Origin of the sequence: Thalassotalea ponticola, assembly GCF_041379045.1 — a bacterium.
Taxonomy (GTDB): Bacteria; Pseudomonadota; Gammaproteobacteria; order Enterobacterales; family Alteromonadaceae; genus Thalassotalea_A; species Thalassotalea_A ponticola.
On the sequence record NZ_CP166871.1, the window covers coordinates 1821735 to 1846875 of the forward strand.

At 44.9% G+C, this 25141-nt stretch carries 23 protein-coding genes; 9 read left to right on the forward strand and 14 right to left on the reverse strand.

Annotated features, from left to right (window positions below):
- Positions 1 to 61 precede the first annotated feature (61 nt).
- From folP to rlmE, 3 genes are all read right to left on the reverse strand, one after another.
- Positions 62 to 898, reverse strand: coding sequence for a dihydropteroate synthase (gene folP, locus ACAY30_RS07815; protein ID WP_290249938.1), 837 nt, complete (start codon positions 896 to 898; stop codon positions 62 to 64).
- Positions 899 to 1128: 230 nt separating this feature from the next.
- Positions 1129 to 3045 carry an ATP-dependent zinc metalloprotease FtsH gene (ftsH, locus tag ACAY30_RS07820; RefSeq protein WP_290249940.1) on the reverse strand — a complete coding sequence of 639 codons (1917 nt, stop codon included), beginning with the start codon at positions 3043 to 3045 and terminating at the stop codon, positions 1129 to 1131.
- A gap of 101 nt (positions 3046 to 3146) precedes the next feature.
- Positions 3147 to 3782 carry a 23S rRNA (uridine(2552)-2'-O)-methyltransferase RlmE gene (gene rlmE, locus ACAY30_RS07825; protein ID WP_290249942.1) on the reverse strand — a complete coding sequence of 212 codons (636 nt, stop codon included), beginning with the start codon at positions 3780 to 3782 and terminating at the stop codon, positions 3147 to 3149.
- A 92-nt stretch (positions 3783 to 3874) separates the two neighbouring features.
- Between rlmE and yhbY the strand changes: the two genes are divergently transcribed.
- Positions 3875 to 4171, forward strand: coding sequence for a ribosome assembly RNA-binding protein YhbY (gene yhbY, locus ACAY30_RS07830; RefSeq protein WP_290249944.1), 297 nt, complete (start codon positions 3875 to 3877; stop codon positions 4169 to 4171).
- A gap of 160 nt (positions 4172 to 4331) precedes the next feature.
- Positions 4332 to 4745 (forward strand): hypothetical protein, encoded by a 414-nt coding sequence (locus ACAY30_RS07835; RefSeq protein ID WP_290249945.1) that lies wholly within the window; start codon positions 4332 to 4334, stop codon positions 4743 to 4745.
- A gap of 193 nt (positions 4746 to 4938) precedes the next feature.
- On the opposite strand, the gene ACAY30_RS07840 is transcribed toward ACAY30_RS07835, so the two are convergent.
- Together ACAY30_RS07840 and ACAY30_RS07845 are read right to left on the reverse strand one after the other, a co-directional pair.
- Positions 4939 to 5676, reverse strand: coding sequence for a 3'-5' exonuclease (locus tag ACAY30_RS07840; protein WP_290249948.1), 738 nt, complete (start codon positions 5674 to 5676; stop codon positions 4939 to 4941).
- A complete protein-coding gene (locus ACAY30_RS07845) occupies positions 5673 to 7271 on the reverse strand; it encodes a Na/Pi cotransporter family protein (protein ID WP_290249950.1) in 1599 nt (532 codons plus the stop codon). Before ACAY30_RS07845 ends, ACAY30_RS07840 begins: the two co-directional genes overlap by 4 nt.
- A 61-nt stretch (positions 7272 to 7332) precedes the next feature.
- On the opposite strand from ACAY30_RS07845, the gene ACAY30_RS07850 reads away from it, so the two are divergent.
- On the forward strand, positions 7333 to 8508 hold the full coding sequence (locus ACAY30_RS07850) for a cation:proton antiporter (protein ID WP_290249952.1): 1176 nt from the start codon (positions 7333 to 7335) through the stop codon (positions 8506 to 8508).
- Here ACAY30_RS07850 and ACAY30_RS07855 read toward each other — a convergent pair.
- From ACAY30_RS07855 to aroG, 8 genes are all read right to left on the reverse strand, one after another.
- The gene (locus ACAY30_RS07855; RefSeq protein WP_290249955.1) at positions 8488 to 8820 is read right to left on the reverse strand and encodes a DUF1294 domain-containing protein; all 333 of its coding nucleotides are present in this window, start codon (positions 8818 to 8820) and stop codon (positions 8488 to 8490) included. The two genes, ACAY30_RS07850 and ACAY30_RS07855, sit on opposite strands and share 21 nt — an antisense overlap.
- Positions 8821 to 8929: 109 nt before the next feature.
- Positions 8930 to 9331 carry a hypothetical protein gene (locus tag ACAY30_RS07860; RefSeq protein ID WP_290249957.1) on the reverse strand — a complete coding sequence of 134 codons (402 nt, stop codon included), beginning with the start codon at positions 9329 to 9331 and terminating at the stop codon, positions 8930 to 8932.
- A 217-nt stretch (positions 9332 to 9548) separates the two neighbouring features.
- On the reverse strand, positions 9549 to 12659 hold the full coding sequence (locus ACAY30_RS07865; RefSeq protein ID WP_290249959.1) for an error-prone DNA polymerase: 3111 nt from the start codon (positions 12657 to 12659) through the stop codon (positions 9549 to 9551).
- 27 nt (positions 12660 to 12686) lie between these two features.
- On the reverse strand, positions 12687 to 14156 hold the full coding sequence (locus ACAY30_RS07870; protein ID WP_290249961.1) for a DNA polymerase Y family protein: 1470 nt from the start codon (positions 14154 to 14156) through the stop codon (positions 12687 to 12689).
- Positions 14156 to 14842: a translesion DNA synthesis-associated protein ImuA gene (imuA, locus tag ACAY30_RS07875; protein ID WP_290249964.1), complete on the reverse strand. Its 687-nt coding sequence runs from the start codon at positions 14840 to 14842 to the stop codon at positions 14156 to 14158. Before imuA ends, ACAY30_RS07870 begins: the two co-directional genes overlap by 1 nt.
- Positions 14843 to 15391: 549 nt before the next feature.
- A complete protein-coding gene (gene udp, locus ACAY30_RS07880; protein ID WP_290249966.1) occupies positions 15392 to 16162 on the reverse strand; it encodes a uridine phosphorylase in 771 nt (256 codons plus the stop codon).
- Positions 16163 to 16226: 64 nt separating this feature from the next.
- A complete protein-coding gene (locus ACAY30_RS07885) occupies positions 16227 to 16613 on the reverse strand; it encodes a DUF2750 domain-containing protein (protein WP_290249967.1) in 387 nt (128 codons plus the stop codon).
- A 62-nt stretch (positions 16614 to 16675) separates the two neighbouring features.
- Complete coding sequence (gene aroG, locus ACAY30_RS07890) at positions 16676 to 17731, reverse strand: 3-deoxy-7-phosphoheptulonate synthase AroG (protein WP_290249969.1); 1056 nt, start codon at positions 17729 to 17731, stop codon at positions 16676 to 16678.
- 227 nt (positions 17732 to 17958) lie between these two features.
- Between aroG and add the strand changes: the two genes are divergently transcribed.
- Together add and deoD are read left to right on the forward strand one after the other, a co-directional pair.
- Complete coding sequence (gene add, locus ACAY30_RS07895) at positions 17959 to 18957, forward strand: adenosine deaminase (protein WP_290249971.1); 999 nt, start codon at positions 17959 to 17961, stop codon at positions 18955 to 18957.
- A 21-nt stretch (positions 18958 to 18978) separates the two neighbouring features.
- Positions 18979 to 19689 carry a purine-nucleoside phosphorylase gene (gene deoD, locus ACAY30_RS07900; RefSeq protein ID WP_290249973.1) on the forward strand — a complete coding sequence of 237 codons (711 nt, stop codon included), beginning with the start codon at positions 18979 to 18981 and terminating at the stop codon, positions 19687 to 19689.
- Positions 19690 to 20123: 434 nt separating this feature from the next.
- Here the strand turns inward: deoD and ACAY30_RS07905 are convergent, their stop codons facing one another.
- Entirely contained in the window at positions 20124 to 21338 is a 1215-nt protein-coding gene (locus ACAY30_RS07905; protein ID WP_290249975.1) for a phosphopentomutase, read from the reverse strand.
- A 218-nt stretch (positions 21339 to 21556) separates the two neighbouring features.
- Between ACAY30_RS07905 and udk the strand changes: the two genes are divergently transcribed.
- From udk to ACAY30_RS07925, 4 genes are all read left to right on the forward strand, one after another.
- A complete protein-coding gene (udk, locus tag ACAY30_RS07910; protein WP_290250227.1) occupies positions 21557 to 22186 on the forward strand; it encodes a uridine kinase in 630 nt (209 codons plus the stop codon).
- A 32-nt stretch (positions 22187 to 22218) separates the two neighbouring features.
- Positions 22219 to 23469 carry a NupC/NupG family nucleoside CNT transporter gene (locus ACAY30_RS07915; protein WP_290249977.1) on the forward strand — a complete coding sequence of 417 codons (1251 nt, stop codon included), beginning with the start codon at positions 22219 to 22221 and terminating at the stop codon, positions 23467 to 23469.
- 49 nt (positions 23470 to 23518) lie between these two features.
- Positions 23519 to 24286 (forward strand): deoxyribose-phosphate aldolase, encoded by a 768-nt coding sequence (gene deoC / locus ACAY30_RS07920; protein ID WP_290249979.1) that lies wholly within the window; start codon positions 23519 to 23521, stop codon positions 24284 to 24286.
- 161 nt (positions 24287 to 24447) lie between these two features.
- Positions 24448 to 25032 carry a thymidine kinase gene (locus ACAY30_RS07925; protein WP_290249981.1) on the forward strand — a complete coding sequence of 195 codons (585 nt, stop codon included), beginning with the start codon at positions 24448 to 24450 and terminating at the stop codon, positions 25030 to 25032.
- The last annotated feature ends 109 nt before the right edge of the window (positions 25033 to 25141 follow it).

Genomic DNA, 25141 nt, shown 5'->3' on the forward strand with positions numbered 1-25141 from the left:
TATAAATTTAATACTATCTTAATTGGTTAAATGTCACGTACCACGCCCATAGTTGTGGCGACTAAGCACCGGCTTGTGTCCATTTTGTGGTGTATTCAAGTACCGCTAGCGCGTCAACTGTTTGCTTCACATCGTGTACTCTAATAATTGAAGCGCCGTGTATCGCTGCTATCACTGCTGCGCTCAAACTGCCAGCAAGCCGTTGTTCCACATCACAATTTAATAAATTTCCAATCATCGATTTACGCGACATGCCCGACAAAATCGGTAATCCCAACGAGAGCAACTCCGCCTGGCGCGCCAACAATTGATAATTTTGCTCTAACGTTTTGCCAAAGCCATAGCCAGGATCTAAGATTAACCGTTTGCGATCAATACCAGCTTTATTACACGCGTCGATGCGTTGCTTAAAAAACTGATTAATATCGCCAATGATATCGTGGTACACGGGGTTATCCTGCATAGTGCGTGGCATGCCCTGCATGTGCATTAAGCAAATTGGCACATCGCACGACGCGGCTACGTCTAAACAACCCTCATTTTGTAGTGCTCGCACATCATTAATCATCCCCGCGCCTGCCACAATCGCTTCTTGCATTACCATGGCTTTACTGGTATCGATGGAAATCACGGTGTCAAAGCGCTGGCTAATGGCTGTGATCACCGGTATCACGCGGTCGAGCTCTTGTTGCATTTGCACTTCTGCTGCACCGGGCCTTGTTGATTCACCACCAACATCAATAATGGATGCGCCATCTGCGATCATTTTCTCCGCCTGTCGCAATGCGTTATCGAGACGATTGAAGTTTCCGCCATCAGAAAATGAGTCTGGCGTTACGTTAAGGATGCCCATCACTTGTGGCTGAGAGAGATCAAGAACTTTGGAGGCAAATCGCATAATCTAGAAGCTGGTTTTATTATCAGATAATTGGCGCACATTATAAAATAGTCAACGTTGCAATAGCAACGTATATACCTTGCTTGCCGCTGTTTTTTATTCAGAGCGAAGTAATACTGCTTGCCCCCTGCTCGCCGGGCTAACCTCACAAAAAAACCACAAAAAAGCCCACATAATTGTGGGCTTTACTCGATCGGCAATTTAATTACCTGTCGTTTTAATGACGATACCTAGTTTGCTGGCTCATCAGCCGGTTTGTCGGTACTCGTCGGTGACGGAGCACTTGCTGACGGCGGCTGATCATTGCGGTTCTCATCGCCATACCCTTTTGGAGCTCGTACATCTACGCGAGCCATTAAGTCGTCAATTTGATCGGCATCGATGGTTTCATATTTCATCAATGCGTCTTTCATCGCGTGTAAAATATCCATGTTGTTATTTAAGATATCTTCTGCGCGCTTATAGTTGCGCTCGATAATAGCACGGACTTCGTCGTCGATATCTTTAGCAGTATCATCAGACATGTGTTTGTGCTGAGCTGCCGTGCGACCTAAGAAAACTTCGCCTTCTTCTTCCGCATACAGCATCGGACCCATCTTTTCAGAAAGACCCCATTGGGTAACCATTTTACGTGCGATTTCAGTCGCGCGTTCAATATCATTTGACGCACCGGTCGATACTTTATCACTACCGTAGATAATGTCTTCGGCAATACGGCCGCCGTACAATGACGAAATCATACTTTCTAGGTGCATTTTACTGTGACTTACCCGATCTTGTTCTGGCAAATACATCGTTACACCCAAAGCGCGACCACGTGGAATGATACTGACCTTGTATACCGGATCGTGCTCAGGCACCATACGGCCGACGATGGCATGACCAGCTTCGTGATAAGCCGTCATTTCTTTTTCAGACTCACTCATCACCATTGAACGGCGCTCTGCACCCATCATGATTTTGTCTTTCGCCTTGTCAAATTCAACCATAGACACTAAGCGACGACTGGTACGAGCGGCGAATAACGCGGCTTCATTAACCAAGTTTGCTAAATCGGCACCACTGAAACCTGGCGTACCTCGTGCAATTACTGCCGCATCAACATCATCGGCAATCGGTACTTTGCGCATGTGAACTTTCAAGATTTGCTCACGACCGCGAATATCCGGTAAGCCCACCGTGACTTGGCGGTCAAAACGACCAGGACGCAATAACGCCGGATCTAACACGTCTGGACGGTTAGTCGCGGCAATAACGATAACGCCTTCAGTCCCTTCAAAGCCGTCCATTTCAACAAGCATTTGGTTCAAGGTTTGCTCGCGCTCGTCGTGACCGCCACCTAGACCCGCACCACGCTGACGGCCTACCGCATCAATCTCATCGATGAAAATAATACAAGGTGCTGATTTCTTCGCTTGGTCGAACATGTCGCGTACACGCGACGCACCCACACCAACAAACATCTCGACAAAATCTGAACCAGAAATAGAGAAAAATGGCACTTTCGCTTCACCGGCAATGGCTTTCGCTAATAGTGTTTTACCGGTACCTGGCTGACCCACCATAAGAATACCTGATGGGATGCGCCCACCCAGTTTCTGGAACTTAGACGGGTCGCGCAAGTAATCAACAAGCTCGGCAACTTCTTCTTTGGCTTCATCACAACCGGCAACGTCGGCAAACGTGGTTTTAATTTGATCGTCAGATAACAGGCGCGCTTTTGACTTACCAAAACTCATTGCGCCTTTACCGCCACCACCTTGCATTTGACGCATGAAGAATATCCATACACCAATCAACAATAGCATTGGGAACCAGTTGACAAAAATACTGGCCAGTAAGCTAGGCTCTTCAGGCGGGACCCCTTCAACTTTAACGTTGTTCTGAATCAAGTCGTTGAGCAAATCTTTGTCATACTGTGTTGGGATCATCGTGGTAAAGGTCTGTCCGTTGCGCATGGTACCGTTGATGGTACCATCTGCTTCAATGCGAACCTCGCCTACCTGACCAGCACGGGTATCAGAAATAAATTGGGTATAATCGAGTTTTGAATCCGCCGTGTTGTTTGGCGTAAAACTTTGAAATACCGACATCAGTACAACGGCTATGACTAGCCATAATATTAAATTTTTAACCATATCGCTCAATGTGAGGACCTCTTAATGCTAACTATGCGATGATTCTTCGATTTTTATCGTGCGAAAATTGTTGTAGAGCAACGCTTGCGCAACCCTGTTAACTAACTTTACTACAGTTTGTAGCCTGTAGCTACTATATATACCTCTCGAGAACGGGCTCGAGACGAATCTGGTTTACGGGTTTTCACGGCGTTGAAACAGCTTTTCACGTCTTTCATGTATTGATCGAAGCCTTCCCCTTGAAATACTTTGACCACAAAACTGCCGTTTTTCTTCAACACTTGATGACACATATCTAACGCTAACTCGACTAAATACATGTTACGCGCTTGATCTGTGGCTTCATTACCACTGAAGTTATGTGCCATATCGGACATCACCACATCTACATTGCGTCCGTCAATGCGATCGAGTAGCGCCTCGAGCACCGCGTCTTCGCGAAAATCACCTTGTAAAAATGCAACCCCGGGTAGCGGCTCCATTGGTAAGATGTCACAGGCGATAACATTGCCTTCATCACCAACGACCTTCACTGCGTATTCGGACCAGCCGCCCGGCGCGGCACCTAAATCTACGACGTTCATGCCCTTTTTGATCAACTTGTCTTTGTTGTTGATCTCTTCAATCTTAAACACGGCACGCGAACGCAAACCAAGTTTTTGCGCTTTCTTTACAAATTCATCGTCGAAATGCTCTTGCATCCAACGATTGGAACTGGCGCTACGACTTTTTTTAGCTTTGCTCATAAATTAACGATTTAACACCATTAAAAATTAGTATTAATCTCAAGATGGCGTTAAAATGTCTGTAATTCAAGTCAGTTAAACGAATATTTTCAATGAATCTATCAAAAAAGCAAATTACCTACCTTAAAGGATTAGCTCACTCGTTAAAACCAGTCGTGTTATTGGGCGCAAACGGATTAACCGAAGGCGTGGTTGCCGAAATCGACGCTGCGCTTAATCACCACGAATTGATCAAAGTTAAAATTCCAACCGATGACCGTGAAATCAAGCAACTCATCATTGATGCCATTGTCCGCGAAACCAATGCGATAAAAGTGCAAACGATTGGTAAAACATTGATCATTTATCGCCAAAGTGACGATAAAAAAATTCAAATTCCTCGCATTTAATTCGACTGCGGTGTAAAACACTTACATCAGCGCATAAGTGTTTGCATTGTGAGCATACACTTGTGCCCGCTGAGTGTATCGCCGAAGTACATTCACCAATACAGTGAGGTCAGGTAAAACTGTCACTGTTAATCGACATATATCTACGGAACAACACGACATGAAAAAGCTTGCTCTTACAGGCCTAACCCTAATGAGCCTTTTTGGCACAGCCACAACACACGCAACTGAATTGGGCCTCGGCATTGACCAAGGTTTCGGAGTATCTGCAAAAATTAATAACTTTCAGCTATTCGCTGGCGATGACGGGATTAGCTTGGACTATTTTTTTGCAACGGGTAAGTTGGCACAACAACACGGTCTGTCATGGTACTTCGCTGGTGGCGCATTTGTCGCTGAGCATGACTTTGGCATTCGCGCGCCATTGGGCGTCACGTTATCATTTGCGCCGCGCTGGCACTTATACGGCCAATTGTCGCCACAATTAGAGAAACACGACGATGATCACCACGGCCACGATGACGGTATCCAATTTGGTTTAGATGCCGCAATTGGGGTTCGCTATCGCTTCTAGGGTCTGTTCATCTTAGTGGTATAGATTTTGTGCAAATTAAAAGGGGTTAGCTCGAGGCGCAGTAAGAGACGTATGGTTATTCCATACCAACAAACTGTAACGATGAGCGAATGACTTTTGAACAAATCGAATAACAAAATACACAGGACAGTGTTTAGCAAGCAGTTGGTGCTATATCCATGCACCGAGATCGTTAACGCGGGCTCTCCAGTATATCACTTGGTCTAGTGGCTTGGAGCATCTGAGTAAGCCAAGCCGGACAGTGTGGCGTGTAGTTCCGGCTGATTTTGTCTAAAAACACAAAACAATCAAGTGGCACCATTGCGTCTTGAGCAGCATAGCTTATTTGTTGCCCAGTCAATGGTGTTTTACTCCAGTTACTCAATGAAACCCGTTTACTTTTGCGAAGGTACTGGTTAAACAAGGTGGCAACAAGGTGTTGTGCACCCGCCCCTTTTTTTCTTCCCAAACGTTTAAACACGGCAACAAGATCTAAGCTGTTGACTAAGTCAACAGCGTGGTTTGCTCGCAAATTTTTACTATCGCCGCGCAGGCCAATGCCTATTTTCACAATGTGTTTTGCTTCCAACACTGGCGCTAGTGCGCTGAATGATTGCAGCTCATTGAGGTGTAACAAATAGCACGTGTTCGGCGTTGCTATTTGGATCAGACACGTGGCAAAATTATCTTCTGCTCGAAAATTTGGTCGAGCCTCTGTATCAAAGCCTAGCCAGCGGTGAGTTAACATATCGTCGATAGACGCATTAACAGAGTTTTTACTGACAATCACGATGTCTCTTTCACCTGCGCTGTATTGAGGTAAGGTTTTGATCTTTTCCTTGGCCGTTAAGGTGAGCAACGCTTGCTCCGCACTTCCCCATGTAGGATACCGTTTTAGCCACGTATTCGCATATTGTTGTACACTGGTCATTTTGTTATCGCTTCATTAATGTCCGCTATATAGTAACTAGCGCGGTGCAAATTGTGTAAAAGCCGTTGTAGTGCTCTGGCAGAATCTAACGATTGCGTTGCTTCTGGCACCGTTATCTCGCCATTGGCAATACGTTGCACAATGTCTTGTCGGTATTGTTCAAGTGATGGCTTAAGATAATTATCACAATCTCTAATTTGTCGATATGATTGATAAAAATCACCGGACTCTATGCTATTTAACATGAGCTCTATACTGTAAACCAATTCTGCAACACTGCTGTATAATACGTGTTGGCCACTTTGCTGCAGTGACATGACATTTTTATCATAGCAGCGTTCGTGTAAACGTTGCATGTGATCGAGTAAATGAATCAACGACACTAAGGTAAACCAATCAGGTTTCTCTCGTTTATCAATATGAATCAAATCAACGTATTCATGAGTGCGATCTAAGGCAATCTCTAATTGACCAAACTCGCCGGTCACTTGCGATCGCCGATCGCCTAACAGCCAGTGAAGGTATCTGAGAAGCTCAACAAACTGTGGTATCACGGCGGATTTTGCGGCGGTCAACGCCACATCGGGATGAGCGAGAAACGCAGTTTCTAAAGACTGAGTAAAAGACTTTTGCTCGCGGCCAACCAAACGTTTCATCAATGCGGCAAAATGTCGGGTAAACGGCAATATCAACAAGACCCCTAAGGCATTAAACACGGTGTGAAATGCCACCAAGGCGATTTCCCCGTTACGCTGTAGCTGGTCTGGGAATAGTAACTCGTAAAGGTAGGTAAATGGGGTAAGTAAAATTAATGCACCGATGGCCGTGAGGATATTATACACCACGTGCGAATACCCCGTTCGCTTGACTGCAACCGAGCCCCCAATGGTCACCATTAACGCGGTAATTGTGGTGCCTACATCCATGCCTATAACTAACGCGGCCGCTTGATTAAAATTAATAGCCCCTGCGTACAACGCGGTAATTGCCGTGGCTACACCTGCACTTGACGATTGCGTCACTAAGGTAATGGCGATACCAATAAGTACCAATTTTAACCGACCTAGCGGACTATCATCGGGAAATGTTTCAGGTGTTATCACACTTTGCAAACCTGACATGCCTTGCTGCAATTGTGAAATGCCAACAAAAATTAGGCCAAAGCCCGCCATCACCATACCAACAGCAGCCAGTTTGCCCTTGGTAAATAGTTTTAACAATGCGCCAATAAATATCAGTGGTAAAAGCACATTGGTTAACTGCAGTTTGAAACCGACTAAAGCGACCAACCAGCCAGTAATGGTTGTTCCGATATTGGCGCCAAAGATAATCCCTAAACTTTCAGAAAATGTAATAATACCAGCACCAACAAAACCGACGGCGGCGACCGTTGTGGCGCTTGATGATTGCAATATTGCGGTACTGATGGCTCCGGTTACGGCCCCTGTTGTAGGACTTTTGGTAAACCTAAGCAACACCCGTCGCAACGCCGTACCCGCAAGTTCATGCAGGGCGTTGGTCATGATCACCATACCGATTAGGAAAATCCCTAAACCGCCAAGGGTCGTCAATAACATTGGGTAATTAATAGCCATTTACTTTATTGCGAATTGTCTCTTATTATTAGAATAGTTTGTCGATTCTAAAATAACAGTTATGCACAACAGCGCTGCAACTCCACTTCTATTTCTTGGGTTTATACTGTTGATTTCATTGGTGATATCACCAATTGCCAATCGTTTTAATATTCCTCGTGCATCGCTGTTTATCGTTTGTGGTTTGGTCATTGGGCAGGTAAGTCCCGAGCCCATTTTACAACTGGTCAAACAATGGTTTAGCAGCATTGCCAACGTAACCTTGTTAATTATCGGTTATTTACTCGGTACGCGATTAACCCGAGATTATTTAACCAACTACGCTAAAATCGTTTCGTTAAGCACGTTTACCATCGTACTCTGCACGTTTGGCGTCGTATGTCTTGGCTTATTATTGTTGGGCTTTCCTATTGAAGTTGCGGCAATAATGGCATCGATTGCCCTAGCCACCGATCCTGCAGCGACACTCGATGTGATCAAACAGTCGCGTTTTAATAATCGATTTACCAAAACCTTGGAAGGTATAGTCGCTTTAGATGATGCAGCGGCACTGATTGTATTTTCTATAACCTTGTCAATTCTCAGTGTTTTCAACACAAATGATAGGTCGTTACTACTCATTGGGCAGATGTTATGGGAACTGATCGGCGCGGTTGTGTTAGGTGGTGGTGTCGGCTTATTACTGGTCTGGTTGCTCAATTTGAAACAATACGACATTACCCACACTCAATCGGTTCTGGTTGAATCGTTAGGACTGATATTGTTAACAGGTGGCTTAGCCATATACCTCGAGTTGTCATTCTTATTGGCGGCCATGGTCATGGGGTTGGTGGTGGTCAACTTTTCCGATCAATCACTTGACCATTTACACGAACTTGAATACATCGAGCACCCGTTGCTGGTGTTGTTTTTTGTTCTCGCCGGCGCCTCTGTGGCACCGGTGCTTAATAATAATCTGATTTGGTTGCTCAGCGGTTACGTTTTCCTGCGCATTGTTGGTCGCTTTCTCGGTGGCTATAGCATCCCAACTGACGCGCTTTCAAAGACAAACAAAAAGTGGTTAGGTATTGCCTTGCTACCACAAGCTGGTATTGCCGTTGGTCTGGCACTGTTAGCCGGTCAGCACTTTGAGAGTCATGCCAATACCATCATCTCGGCAACCATTACCCTCACCGTGTTATTTGAAATCGTTGGTCCTGTGCTCACAAGCTATGCGCTAACGCGCAACAAGAAGTGATAAAACCGCCACCAATAATGCAATATTTGCGATTGAGGCCAAGATCAGCAAACGCACAAAGCTTTGCTTGCGCTGCTTGTGGTGAAAGGTTTTCATGGCTAACACAGAGCCTGGCCAACCGCCGACTAACGATAGGCTTAGCAAGGTGCGCTCGCTAATTCGCCAGTGTCCGGCCTTGGCTTTGTATTTGTCCAAGCCAAAAGCCAAAAAAGCGATGACCGACATCAGTAATAGGTAAGCGAGGATAATCAACAGCGGGGAGTTCCCAGGCGCCTGATGATAGTTAATTGCGTCGTTGAGCAGTTGGTTCATTGAGAGTTACACCGTTATGTGTGCTGACTTTACCCTGTATTGTATTATTGCGCTGATAAATATCGTGCCGTTAGTTGATAACTGATGCCATAGTTGAACGGACCGCGAGTCACCAAAGCACCGATACGTCGTCAATAATGGCGATGGCGTTTTCTTCGAGTGCTTGCTTGCGTTCACATTCAGTAAGGATACCAATGAACGGCGTTTTTCTGCGCAACCGACGCATGGTGCGATCATCACGGGTCATTTCGGCCAAAAATAGCGCTTTATCTGCTGCCAGCTGTAAAATGCTCAGCCAGGTAATGTAAGCACCATAACCAATTTTGCCCTGTTCTCGATAACGCTCTAATGTTTGCGTCACAGAGTCGACTAATTCGGGGTTGGCGATTACCTTTTTCGCTATGGCTGCGTGCAACACACAAATTTGCTTATCAATATACTCATCTTTTATACCAGCTTTTTTAAGCCGATATGCTCGATGAGTAGAGCGATGTCGATGTCGTGACGTCATAAGTAACGGATATAGTGATTAAAATCTAACATAGCACAGCAATAGCCTATTCGAAGCCGTTTAACGCGTAAAGCACAAGCGATATATTACGCCGATAAACATCGAGAACATAGCGCAGTGTATATCTAGTAAACGATAGTAACAGGTATTGGGTTTACAACCAGCAACTATACAAGTATAGGTGGAGGGTAACGAACGCAGTACGTGGCAATAATAATTAATGAAACTCACGTGACACATTACCCAACTTGGGTAAGCAGTCGCTTATGTCGACCAATTTACCCGCAATCACATGAGTTACCTCGCCTTCTCGCTCTAAAATCCCTGTCACCTTTAGTATTTTACTGCGTAAGTAAGGTTGCTTTTGTGCCCGAGCCGTTGCCGCCCAAACCACCACATTAATATTACCCGTATCATCTTCTAACGTAATAAAGGTAACCCCTGCTGCGGTGCCCGGTGACTGCTTGGCACTGACTAATCCAATAACGGTCACTACCGATTTATGTGCTTTATCGGCAAGGGACTGCATACGGCAAAAACGACCTAAATAGCCGGCTTCATCCAACAGGGTTATCGGGTGTTTATCAAGTGTTAAGCCCAGCGCTTGATAATCTTCTGTCATCGAATCTACAGCCGATGGTTTGATACCATAATCAGCCGCTTTAGGCTCCCCCACATTTGACAGTAAAAGAAGTTGATCGTCGTTATTCATTATTGCCCAACGACTTTGATATCGATCGCCAAGGATACTCGCCAAGGCGTTACTGCTGGCTAATTGCTGAAGATCTTTTGGCTGTGTTATAACGGCCTTGATCTGTTGTATGTTTTGATAACCGCATACCGGGCGATGAGCAATAAGCGCGGTAGCACTTTGCTTTGATAAGCCTTTAATCAAACGAAACCCTAAACGGATGACATATTTTTGTTGTTCGAGTACCAATATATGCTCATATTGCGAGTCATTCACACAAACCGGTAGAACCTCAACACCATGTCGTTTAGCATCTTGTACCAATTGAGAAGCACTGTAAAATCCCATGGGCAAACTATTTAAAATTGAGGCATAAAACGCCGCCGGGTAGTAGTATTTTAGCCAGGCAGATACGTAGGCAAGCACGGCAAACGACGCAGAATGACTTTCTGGAAAGCCGTATTCACCAAAACCTTGAATCTGTTCAAACAAACGTTCGGCAAATGCTTGAGGATAACCTCTCTCAAGCATACCTGAGACAAGCTTTTGCCTAAATGGCAATAATTTTCCGTCTTTTTTCCAACGCGCCATCGCGCGGCGCAATTGATCGGCCTCGCCACCACTAAAGCCAGCGGCAACCATCGCCAACTTAATTACCTGCTCTTGAAAAATAGGCACTCCTAATGTGCGCTCCAATACTTCTTTCACTTCTGGCGACGGATACTCTACCGGCTCTTGACCGTTGCGGCGCTTTAAATAAGGGTGCACCATATTACCCTGAATAGGACCTGGTCGAACGATCGCTATTTGGATGACCAAATCGTAGTACGTTGCTGGCTTTAATCGAGGTAACATACTCATTTGCGCCCGTGATTCTATTTGAAAAACGCCAACGGTATCGGCTTTTTGCAACATGTGATAGACCTGTTTATCATCTGCTAAATGAGTGATATCGGCAATCGATAGTGATTGTTGATAATGCTGTTCAATCTCAGTAAAACACTTACTGATCGCAGTTAACATACCCAATGCCAGAATATCCACTTTTAACAAACCCAACGACTGTAAATCATCTTTGTCCCATTGGATCACCGTGCGCTGCTCCATGGCTGCATTTTCAACGGGTACTAGCTCATATAAAGGCCCATTAGAAATGACAAAACCACCCACATGTTGCGATAAATGACGTGGAAAACCTAATATTTGCTCAACCAACTCGACTAAGTGACGCCCTTGTGTCGCATTTGTGTCTATGCCTAATTCAACAAGTTGGGACTGCCAACATTGCTGATTATCGCGACGATTAATGTTATTAATTAAAAACTCTAACTGAGTGACGTTAAAGCCCAATGCTTTACCCACTTCGCGAATCGCACTTTTTAAACGATATGTGATCACCGTTGCGGCAATCGCGGTTCGTTCGCGTCCGTACTTTTGATAGATATATTGGATCACTTCTTCACGGCGCTGGTGTTCAAAGTCAACATCTATATCGGGAGGTTCGTTGCGCTCTTTCGATATAAAGCGCTCAAATAAAACGGCAATTTGGCGAGGATCAACAGAGGTAATTTCAAGGCAATAACAAACAACCGAATTAGCCGCTGACCCTCGTCCTTGATAGAGGATTTGCTGTTGCTTAGCAAAACGCACCACATCGTAAATGGTAATAAAGTAATATGCGTAATCCAATTCCTCTATAAGCCTCAGTTCTTTATTAATAATCTCTTGAATGTGTTTAGGTACGCATTGACCAAAGCGCCTATGTGCCCCTTGTTTCACTAACGATTTTAAATACGCTATCGCGGTTTGTCCCTTGGGAACTAACTCTTGCGGATATTCGTAACGCAAGCTAGTTAATTTAAAGCGACACCGCTTGGCAATATTTACCGCTTCATCTAACCACGCTTGAGGAAATAACGCAGTGAGCTTGTTCAATGGTCGCAATGCATATTCGGCGTTTGCCAATAAGCTCTGCCCCAGTTGGCTGATGATTTTACCTTCTGCAATGGCGGCTAATGTATGCTGTAAAGGCAGGCGACAAGGATCGTGCATCAGTACCCCACCACACGCTGTGATCGGCAATTTAAATAACTTAGCTAAACGCTGGCAATGAGCTTGATAGGTGTGATCACTGGCTTTTAAGTATCTGGTATAGCCAATCCATAAACGAGAGCCATGATATTTCGTTAACCACTGCCCCCATTGCTCGTCAGTACAAGGGCTGTTGCTACTCATATCATCTTCGACCACCGACGGCTCCCCTTTAGGTATCCAAATCAACAGGCAGTGTTGTATCGACATGATATCCCAATCGGACAGCTGGTATTCACCTTTTGCACTGCGTCGACGTGCATTGCTGATAATACGGCACAGTTCGCCATAGGCTTTGCGATCAGGGCAAAGCAGAATAAAAGTTAACTGCCGATAGTGAAAGACACTGCCGATAATCAGCTCGATAGCCAGCTGTTTACGGTCAATTTCACTATGCGCTCTAACCACACCGGCAACAGAACATTCATCGGTGATCGCCAAGGCTTGATAATTTAACTCATTCGCCTTTTGCACCAGCTCCTCTGGGTGTGAAGCCCCCGTTAAAAAGGAAAAATTACTTTGACAAAACAATTCCGCATAAGACATGGCTCTTTCTCTTGTATCACTCTCTTGTTAACTAAACAATCCATGTATAAACCAATCGTTGTCAGGTGTTCTAAATACCCACAACCACTGCCCATGAGCAGAACGAGCAATAAAATAATCACGACATATACTGTGCTCATCCCACCAACCGCTAATAATGCGTTCAGGGCCGTGGTGCAAGGTAACGTTATCAGTTAACGCGAACGGTTGTTCTAGTAAGAGACTTGGACGGTGACTCTGCCCTGCCACTTCTTCGACGCGAGTGCTATTTAACTTATTTTCAATGTCTTCTGGTTGATGATAACGCAAGCCACACTCAGGTCGATGATCGCTAACCGCTGACACTGAAAAGACAGCATCTTGACCTAACTTAGCCTGTAATTTGGCGATCAACTGTGCAGCCCCTGTCGCCGCTTGCTGTGATGCAAATAAATCGCTGTGTTTAAATTCACTTTTGTCTACCTCACACGCTTTAACCGAAATTGCCACTACAGGCGCCATAAGCGTTACTGACTCCAGTGTTAACAGGCTAAGCTCTAACCACTGAGATGAGCGATATTCCCCATGTGCGCTATTAATCATCAAGGTTTGATGTGGGGGGTGATGATCGCGAAAGTACAAGGTTACCTGTAATTGTTGACAGCGTTGTTGGCGTAGGTAAAGAAACTGCTCTAGCGACTGATAAATACTGTAAAGAGGCTTTTCTAGATACATCACATTACTGATGTCATGCCATAGGTCTAAGTGCTTAAAAAATTTTTCATCGGGCTGATAAAACGTTATTGGGTGGTGTAATTGGCCAGTAAAACGCCCGACATAATTGACTAAATCAATATCAAAACGCTTGGCGATATCGGTTAACGGTAAAGCAATTAATTGCTCTACCTGTTCGATACCGATGCGCTTGAGGTGATTGATGTTTTTTGCTGATAGCCCAGTATGAGCCAAGGCTAATGGATGCAATTCTTGCTCAATCTCGTGCTGATCAGCACTGATTATATTGCACTGATTTTTGGCCAAAAGTATGGCGCCATTAACCGAGTAAGCAGTAGCGTAATAATAATCCACATTAGCAGAGTCTAGGTGTGTGCTTAGCGCCTGCCAATAATGAGTTAAATTTTGATACAGGGTTAGCATACGACTGACGTTCAATAGCAAGCCATTAGTTGAGTGCATACAAATATCTGCACTCAATAAATACAGGCTATCAGCAAGCTCTTGTAAACGCTGTTGTTCAATGTTTTGTTGATATGGATATACGCACACATTAGCTGCTAATGATGCAGCGCTAGCTAGCCCCATATCAATGTCGATACCTTGCTGTTTGGCACTCGTATTACATTGCACAATGCGATGCGTTTTTTCATCGACAATAACCGTGGGACGAGAATCGAGATGCTGATACAAGGTATTTAATTGCAAACAGGGAAAGTGTAAATAAAGCCATAGTGACCGACCCTGTTGTTGATCAGGATAGCGATTATCAAGGTGCGACATTACGACACGTCTCTCACATTGGGAAACATTGTGATATTTTCGCTTTCAGGAATAGACACCAGCCAGGGCCAGCGACGTCCTAAAGGAAGGATAAAAGGCGCTACTGGCCAACCTTTTTTTCGCTTGTTAATGGCCACTTTTACCCCTTGTGGGTGAGGCTCTAGCGATAAACTTAAGTCAACGGGCAAACCGATGTCATCAGGTTTTTGATAGCGAATTAAAAACTGTCGGCTCCCCCCTTCTTGAGCAGCTAATTGCAACCGTTTGATATGGCGAACCTGAATCGCTTTATTGCACCACAACAAGACATCACTGCAACAACCACTGAGCAAGCTTTGCTCGGCAGTCCATAACGCCTGTTGAGTCGATTGAGGATAAACACACAATATGCGGTGTTGATCGATGCCTGCGTACTGCCAAGCACTTGCGTTAATTAATCCCGGCGGGTTTATTAACATCAAGCATTGCTTGCTTTGATTGTCGGCGATTAATGGCATCAACAAACGCAGCTCACCAATAGCTATTGCACTGAGTAACTCGATAACACCAGAGGCAGGAAACCCGCCATTGAGCTTTTCATCGAGCAGCGCATAACCTGTCGATAAAATATCTCGTTTGGGTTGGTGAACGTCGTTAGCATGCCAAACCAATTGTTTGCGTTTAAGAAAGTCGATTAATTCATTCATTTTAAATTACACCTGTATATACGTACAGTATATGTACTATAACTGATTTCAGCAAGTGTTGAACAAATCAATTTGCGAACGACTAAAATTGAACACTTATATTTACGCTCTAAGTTATATCTCAGCGCCAATTGTTGATGTGGTTTTCACCGGTAAGAAGACTTTCAGATAACAATATAAACTCTCATCATGCAGGCACTTGAACGTTCGGGTGAGGTTATTGCTATTATGCTTGACCTCGCGTTTTCTTAAGCGACCATGAAAACTCAAGTTTTGGCAATAATCATTGTATCTGGGGGTAGATCAGGTAATAGTATCAATGGATTAGATCAGGAAACTATCAGTGCCAAGCCAGATAACCGCAAATATCCCATGTCGTAAATCGTGCTAATCCACTAAACAATACACCGACAGTAATAATTGATATGCTAGATGTTCAAGCTCCCTGCATGACCTCGGGAGCTTGAACAGAGAGAAGTCACTGTCAGCCACTGATAACCACGCTAAGTACTGTGTACACGAAACGACTGAATGTCGTTAAGCGATGAGTTACGAGATATCAGCGAGCACGAGTTGCGCGGCTCTGACCACTGCGCTAATGGAGCGATTTTCAACCAATTTATGCGTTTCTGCATCGGGTATTTCGCTGTTGTGTCGATTGACAATAACCCCAGCTAAACACCCCGCTTTTAAGCCCGAGCTGGCACACATAGTGAGCAGTGTCGCCGATTCCATTTCGTAATTAAGCACGCCCATTTCTTGCCACTCTTCACACGAGCCAACAAAGCGCTTAACTACCCGTCCGGTATAGGTATCATAACGCTCTTGCCCTGGGTAGAAAGTATCACTCGAGGCAGTTATACCTGTATACACTGCCCCGTCTTGCTCATTTGCCGCTTGATACATCGCATGGCTGACGTGAAAGTCAGCGACAGCGGGAAACTCCATCGGTGCAAAGTGTAAACTTGCCCCGTCAAGTCGTACCGACCCGGTACTGACGATAATATCACCGACGTTAATCTCTGGTTGAATGGCACCTGTTGTGCCAATGCGCAAAAAATAACGCACACCAATCTGTGCCAACTCTTCAACGGCAATCGACGTTGATGGACCACCAATGCCGGTTGAGCAAACCACCACTGGATGACCATCGATTTGCCCTTTATACAAGGTGTATTCTCGTTGTGATTTGATAAACGTCGGTTCATCTAAGTGTTGTGCGATTCGATCCACCCTGCCCGGGTCACCTGGTAAAATAGCCAAGACCGCATCGTCAATATCGTCTTTTGTTACCCCTAAATGAAAAACAGCGTTAGCCATAAAGCCCCCTTGTTCCGTTGGTAGCTTTAGTCTAGACGCTGAATTGAAAAAACGCGTATGAAAACTAGTTTTTACGCTCTAATTTTGCTTGTTTTTTAGCTAATGCTTCGGCAAATTGCCACGGGTATAATATTTGCCCTGTTAAATTGTTATTAGGGAAAATAATGAGACACAAATCGTCTTCCTCCATACCAGGCAACCAGCGCTGTTGAATTTCGTCAAGGGTTAATTTTAACGGTTCACAATGCGACCACTCGTCTGTAGCCCAACTTTGCGCGGTCTCTTTGGTCGGCCAAAACGGAACCAAATCTTCGCCGTCGTCGGTGAGCATAACCGCGCCGTGTTGATCGGTTAAAATCCACGCCTGACGCTCTGCCATCAAGTGTTGCATAAATACATCGTAACGCTGTGCGTCAGTTAAGTGTAAACTGTCTTTGTCTATAGCTACCATGATAAGCTACCTCTTGTTAATGAAACCGGCCAACACTGTGAATTTGGTTCTTTTACACGCTATTATTTTTGCATTCGCGCCGACGACGCTTTTGCCAGTTTATCTAATAACACTTCGGTATCTTGCCAACCAATACACGCATCAGTAATACTTTGACCATACGTCGCGGCTTTATTATCGACCAGATCTTGACGCCCTTCCACTAGGTGACTCTCTACCATCACCCCAAAAATAGACTGATTCCCGTCTTTTATCTGGCCGCAAACGTCATCACAAACAAGCATTTGGTTTTCAAATTTCTTACTTGAATTAGCATGTGAAAAATCAACCATCACTTTGTCTAGCACATTGGCCTTGGCTAATTGCTCGGTGATATTATCGATGTGCGGTTTGGTGTAGTTAGGTTCTTTGCCGCCGCGCAAAATAATGTGGCAATCGGGGTTTCCTTTCGTTTCAACAATCGCAGAATGACCGAACTTGGTTACCGATAAAAAGTGATGCGGTGCACTCGCCGCCCCAATCGCATCAATGGCTATCTTTATCGTGCCATCCGTGCCATTTTTGAAACCCACTGGACACGATAAGCCCGATGCCAATTCGCGATGAACTTGTGATTCGGTGGTACGAGCGCCAATGGCCCCCCAACACATTAAATCGGCCATGTATTGCGGAGTGATCATATCCAAATACTCGCCCGCGGTTGGCAAGCCCATATCATTGAGCTCCAATAACAATTTGCGGCCGATTCTGAGCCCTTCATTTATGGCAAAGCTATTGTCTAAATGTGGGTCATTAATAAGGCCTTTCCAGCCAACTGTGGTACGCGGTTTTTCAAAATACACACGCATTACAATTTCCAAACTGTCGCGATATTTAGTGCGCAGCTTATTTAAGCGAGAGCCGTATTCAAGAGCAGCGGTTGGATCGTGTATCGAACACGGGCCGATAACCACCAGTAACCTGTCATCTTGGTTGTTGAGAATGCGGCTTATTGTCTGACGTGCTTCAAACACACTGCGCGCAATTTTTTCGTTTGTGCGATAGCGCTCTAACAAGGCTATGGGTGGAAGGAGTTCTTTTAATTGATTAATTCTTACGTCGTCGGTTTGATACAGCATGCCAGACTCTTTATTGATTTATTATTCATGAGTTACTAGGGTCTAATTTAACAATGTTTTTACAGATTGCCAATCGTATTTAGCTCGTTATGGCGATATTCGTTAACCTTTAGCACACGCTTACGCTAGCGATTAATTTGCAGCCAAAAATTAACAAATATAAAAATTCACCTATATTTAAACTCACCTGTTACACAAATTTCGCCACGACTGATTATTACGCCATTATGATAGCAACTGATTTACCGCTCATTGATCTACATCGACACCTTGACGGCAACATTCGTGCGTCAACCATATGGCAACTCGCGCATCAGCACAATATCGCCCTACCGTGTGACAATTTTGACGACTTTATCGCCCATACGCGGATCAATGATAAAGCCAATACCTTAGTCGAGTTTCTGCAAAAGCTCGACTGGGGAGTAAATGTACTCAAAACGCTAGATGATATAAAACTTGTCTCCTATCAAAATATCGAAGACTTACACAAAGCCGGTATCGACTACGCTGAACTGCGATTTTCGCCCTACTACATGGGCATGGCGCACAACTTATCGACAACTGATGTCGTTGCTGCAGTGATCGATGGCGTACAGAGCGGCTTACAAGATTTTCCGGTGAAAGCTAATTTGATTGGTATATTATCGAGAACATTTGGTGTTGAGGCCTGTCACATCGAACTCAATGCCATTCTCGCTCACAAACAGCACTTTGTCGCCGTTGATCTCGCAGGTGACGAACTCGGTAAGCCCGCCACGTTGTTTGTCGAACACTTCAATAAGGTCGCACAAGCGGGGCTATGTGCCACCGTTCACGCGGGTGAAGCCGATGGGCCAAGTAGTGTTTGGAATGCCATTAATTTACTCAGCGCTCGACGCATCGGTCATGGTGTTAACAGCTATCGCGACAATGCACTTATGGATTATCTTCGCGATAACAACATATTTCTCGAGACGTGTCTGACATCAAATTATCAAACGGGGACGGTTGAACGGCTTGACGATCATCCAATTCACACATTTATTCAACACGGTGTCGGCGTGTGTCTTAACACCGATGACCCTGCAGTTGAAGGCATTGAACTTCGAGATGAATACGCACTTGCCAAAAATCAACTGGGCTTTACTGATGCCCAGCTAAGACAGTTACAACTCAATTCGCTCAAAGCCGCCTTTATAAGTGACAGCGAGCGCACTGAACTCAAACTGATGAAACAAAAGTAATCAACAATAGGAATATTAACTATGGCTACTCCACATATAGAAGCAAAAGAGGGTGAAATTGCGGATACCGTGTTACTTCCCGGCGATCCATTACGAGCAAAATTTATCGCTGAGAACTTCATTGATAATCCGGTACAATTTAATGGCGTACGCAATATGCTTGGTTTTACCGGTACTTATAAAGGCAAACGCGTATCGGTTATGGGATCAGGTATGGGAATTCCTTCGGCTTCCATATATGCCACGGAGCTTTATAAATTTTACAATGTCGAAAACATCATCCGCATAGGTAGCTGTGGTGCGGTTCGCGACGATGTCAATGTGCGCGATGTGGTGATCGGCATGGGCGCAAGTACCGACTCAAAATGTAATCGCATGCGCTTTAATGGCCATGATTTCGCCGCTATTGCCGACTACGGCTTACTAAAGCGCGTGGTTGATGCCGCTGGTAATCTCAACATCGATGTAAAAGTTGGCAATATTTTCAGTGCCGATTTGTTTTATGCGCCAGATTTCGAGTTTTTTCACACCATGGCAAAACACGGTATTCTCGGCGTAGAAATGGAAGCGGCTGGTTTATATGGCGCTGCTGCTGAATACGGTAAAAAAGCTCTTTGTGTGGCAACCGTTAGCGACCACATTATTCGCGGTGAAGAATTGTCGTCAGCAGACCGACAAACAACCTTTAAAGATATGATGATCATGACTCTTGAGTCGTTATTACTTGAGTAAAAGCACTCATGGTTAACGTCTATGGCAAAGCAGTTCATTGGCGTGAACTGCTTTGTAATATAGATGTTGTGCGAATTAAAAGGGATTTAATCAAGGTGTAAGACGTATGGTTATGTCATACCAACGCAAGCAACCCAACGCGTAGCACCAATGGAGAAAATGACATTTAAACGAATCCAATAGTCGCAAATAATCGAATTCATATAACCAAATACGTGACACAGCGTTTTTCAAGCTGGGTCCTGTGCCCTACTTTACCTCCAAAGCGCTCCACCTTAACCTTGACTCTACACGCTGATAAGGTGGCGAACAAAGACCATTGATCACCCTTACCGCCCCATTAAGCACAGTGGGTAAACGTACACTCTTAGCCTCTTAGCCGAGCTTCACTGTCTCAACAGTTTCTAGGCAACCACACGACTTGGCCAGGCGTTTTACTGTAACTTCGACGCAAATGACGTGCCGTACTCTGGAGCTTTTACTTCAAATAGCTCCGCAATGGTGGCGCCAATATCGGCAAAAGTATCACGCTCTCCCAAGTCAATGGACGGCATGTTGCGCTTGTACACCATAACGGGGACGTATTCTCGTGTGTGGTCGCTGCCGTGCCATGTCGGATCACAACCGTGGTCGGCGGTTAAAAACACGTAGTCATCATCTTTGAGTTCGACACCAATCTCATTTAACCGAGAATCCAAATATTCAAGCGCTTTGCCGTAACCAACGGGATCGCGGCGATGACCATAATCTTGGTCAAAATTAACCAAATTGGTGAAAATCAAACTGCCTTCGGGTTGAGATTTCAGCTGCTCAATACTGGTATTGACCAAGTCCTCTAACCCCGTTGCCTTGAATTTTTCGCTTATCCCTTGATGGGCAAAAATATCGGCAATTTTACCGACGCTAACTACCTTGCCACCCGCTTCCACAATGTTATCCAGTACCGTGGGTGCCGGCGGTAATATCGAATAATCTCGACGATTGCCCGTACGCTGAAAGTCATCAGGACTCGAACCAACAAAAGGGCGAGCGATCACCCTACCAATATTTAATTGCATCTCATCAAGAACTTCTCTGACTTGTTGACAATACGTGAGCAGATTGTCCAAACCAAACGTCTCTTCGTGAGCGGCAACTTGAAATACACTGTCTGCCGAGGTGTAGCATATCGGCACACCGGTTTTCATGTGTTGTTCGCCAAGCTCGTTAATGATATTAGTCCCCGAAGCGTGACAGTTGCCAAGGATCGCATTGATCCCTGTTCGCTGATAAATTTGCTCGAGTAACTCAGCCGAAAAAGAATTGGTTTTATCGGTAAAATAGCCCCAGTCAAACAAAACCGGTACGCCCATCATTTCCCAGTGACCACTGGGGGTGTCTTTTCCTGAACTGATTTCAGCCGCATAACCATATGCGCCAGTCGAAGGAGCCTCTCCAGTTACTGCTGGCGCCTGTTTACCTGCGGCAGTGGCGGCGTTAATTAACCCTAATTTGGACAATGTCGGCAAGTTGAGTTTACGACCGCTTTGTTGATAAAACTCAGCGGCTAAATTGGCAAATGTATTTGCTCCTACATCACCAAAGTCTTCAGCATCTGGTGCTGCCCCTAAACCAAAACCATCGACGACTAAAATTAATGCTCGTGCCATGAGATATCCTTTTAAACAACTAGTGTACGCGTCAAAGCAAAGCCGAAATGCAACGCTTTACTTCGCCCTGAATCAATAAACGAAAAGAATGTAACTTTATTATAGAAGGATTTATTAAATTGTACGGAAAAACACTTTTTACTACCTACTGACTAGTTTTTGAGCAAAAATACGCAATACTATTTAGCATGCTTAACCTTTTGGGATTTGTAGTGTCTATCAATAACCTGACAATTATCGCGATTGTTGGAGCATCAGCGTCCGGTAAATCATTATTCGCTGAAACAATATACAACGAGCTCACCGAAGAGCTTGGCAATACCTCGATGACCATCATCAAAGAGGATTCCTACTATCGTTGCCAAGACCATCTTTCAATGGATGAGCGTGTCAAGACGAACTACGATCACCCTCATGCATTCGAGCACGAATTACTTGCCCATCACTTGTTTCAATTAAGCGAGGGGCACTCGATTGAAGTCCCCATGTACGATTACAAAGAACACACTCGCAGCAAAGACGTAGAAATCGTCAACCCGGCAAAGGTTGTGTTAGTCGAAGGCATTTTGTTGCTGACCGATCAACAACTGCGCAATCGCTTTGATATCAATATATTTATGGATACGCCGTTGGACGTCTGTTTAATTCGCCGTATTAAACGCGATTTAAAAGAGCGTGGCCGCGATCTGGATTCTGTTGTGCGGCAGTATCAGGCCACTGTTCGTCCGATGTACTATCGATATATCGAGCCTTCAAAAGAACATGCGGACATCGTTATTACCAAAGGTGGGCGCAATCGTATGGCGCTCGAACTAATTAAGTCAAAAATTCGCGAACTAGCGAATTAATTTTTTATGTTTAATAACCCATAGGTGCAATTATGGATTTAGATACATTTCGTGGCGTGTTGGGAATAGTAGCTATTTTAGTCGTTGCTTATTTAGCAAGCTCCAATCGCAAAAATATTAACTGGCGCACTGTTGGCGGTGCTTTAGCAATACAGATCACACTCGCTGGTTTGGTTTTGTATAGTGATACAGGTCGCATGGCGCTAGAGGGCATTTCGAGTGCGGTTGGTAGTATCATTGACTACTCAGCAGCAGGTATCGCCTTCTTGTTTGGTGGCTTAGGTACCGATGCCATGTTTGCCAATGGTGTTGGTTTTGTCTTCGCCATTCGCGTACTTCCGGTGATTGTCTTTTTCTCGTCATTAATTGCCGTGCTCTATTACTTGGGCATTATGGACAAGATAGTCACCTTCTTAGGTGGTGCGTTAGCCAAGCTACTCAAAACGTCGGATCCAGAATCTTTGTCTGCTACCGCCAATATTTTCGTTGGTCAAACTGAAGCGCCATTAGTAGTGCGCCCATTTTTGCCAACGATGACTCGTTCAGAACTATTTGCCGTCATGACCGGTGGTTTGGCGTCAGTTGCGGGGGCCGTGTTAGTCGGCTACGCCGGTATGGGGGTTGAACTCAAGTATCTGATCGCCGCATCTTTTATGGCCGCGCCCGGTGGCTTATTAATGGCTAAATTTATCATGCCAGAATCCGGCGAACCCAAAAATGAACTGTCTGAACTCGATGAAGTTGAAGAAGACAAAAAGCCCGTCAACGTTATCGACGCCGCGGCAGAAGGTGCATCAAAAGGTATGATGCTAGCCCTAAACGTCGGTGCAATGTTAATGGCGTTTGTTGCCCTAATCGCGCTTCTAAACGGTATGATTGGTTGGTTTGGTGGCTTCTTTGGCATGGAGAACTTAACCCTAGAAATGATTTTAGGCTACGTATTACAGCCAGTTGCCTGGTTACTCGGTGTACCGTGGGATGAAGCGTTTAGAGCAGGTAGTTTCTTGGGTCAAAAAATTATCGTCAACGAGTTTGTTGCCTATGTTGACTTCATTAAGTACAAAGATGAACTTAGCGCCGGTACACAAGCGATCATCACCTTTGCGCTGTGTGGCTTTGCCAACCTGTCATCGATTGCGATTCTATTAGGTGGTTTGGGTACCTTGGCACCCAACCGTCGCCACGACATCGCGCAAATGGGTATGAAAGCCGTTTTTGCTGCAACATTAGCCAACCTAATGAGTGCGGCAATTGCTGGTGTATTCATTTCATTAGCCGCTTAACACCTCAAAGCCCGCTGTTGCGGGCTTTTCCTTAATCAAGGGGTAATTTATGACTGAGCAAGCATTAAAAGATGTGGCCAAAGAAGCCATTGGTTATATTGACTTAACAACACTAAATGACACGGATACAGATGAAATTGTTGCCACCTTATGCGACCAAGCCATCAGCCCTGCAGGTAAAACGGCTGCCATTTGTATCTACCCTAGATTTATTCCAGCAGCGAAAAAACGCCTCGCTGGTAGCGGAATAAAAATTGCCACGGTAACCAACTTTCCACATGGTAACGACGATATTGATATTGCTGTTGCAGAAACCAAAGCCGCGGTTGCTTATGGCGCCGATGAAGTAGATGTCGTGTTTCCTTACCGCGCATTTATGGCTGGCAACGAGCAAGTTGGTTTTGACTTAGTAAAAGCCTGTAAAGACGAATTGCCTGACAACGTGCAGCTAAAAGTGATCATTGAAACGGGAGAGTTAAAGTCAGCCGACTTGATCCGCAAGGCAAGTGAAATTTCAATTAAAGCCGGTGCTGATTTTATTAAGACTTCGACCGGCAAAGTAGCAGTCAACGCCACGCCGGAGGCAGCGCGCATTATGATGGAGGTGATTCGCGATCTCGATCCCAGTGTAGGTTTTAAACCGGCAGGTGGTGTGCGCACCACAGAAGAAGCTAAGTATTATTTAGATATGGCTCGTGAAATCCTCGGTGATGATTGGTTGTCACCAGCAAAATTTCGTTTCGGAGCCAGTGGATTACTCGGTAATTTATTAGCTACCCTAGGTCACGGTGAAGTAAAGAAAAGCACCGGCTATTAAATCAGCTGTCGTTGCTACCATCCAACAATGCTCGCCTAAGTTAACGAGCATTGTTGGGTTCATAACATCTTGTCATCCACTAGGCTGGTGCGTCGTGTTATGTAGCTGACAATCCACCGACATCTCATCTACCTCTCGTTTAGTAACCAAGAAAAGATCCTATGGCGCAACTTTATTTTTACTACTCTGCAATGAATGCTGGTAAATCAACCTCATTATTGCAATCGGCTTACAACTATAACGAGCGCGGTATGAATACAGCCATATTTACCGCCTTAATTGACGATCGGTATCAGCAAGGCAAAATAACATCGCGATTGGGCTTGAGTAGCGATGCGCTGCTGTACGATAAAGACACCAATTTATACGATCAAATTAATCTGCTTCTGGCGAGGCAAAAGCTCGATTGTGTTCTGCTTGATGAAGCCCAGTTTTTGACCAAGCAACAAGTAAAACAGCTATCTGACGTTGTTGATTACTTAAATATTCCGGTACTTGCCTATGGAATTCGTACCGACTTTATGGGCGAAACATTTACCGGCAGTGCCGCTCTTCTGGCTTGGGCTGATAAACTGGTTGAACTGAAAACCGTATGTCATTGCGGTCGCAAAGCGAATTTTATTATACGTTTTGACCAGTCCGGTAACGCAGTAACATCTGGCTCACAAGTACAAATCGGTGGCAACGATATGTATGAGTCGGTATGCCGAAAACACTTTAAGGCATCCGTTTGGGACAAAACATAAAGCTTGTAGCAATTTTTCCTCGGCAAAGCGAAGTCCTCAACTGAGCAGATAGCAAAACGATTACACAAGCGTCAACAGATAAAAAAACCGCGATGCTATTTAGCATCGC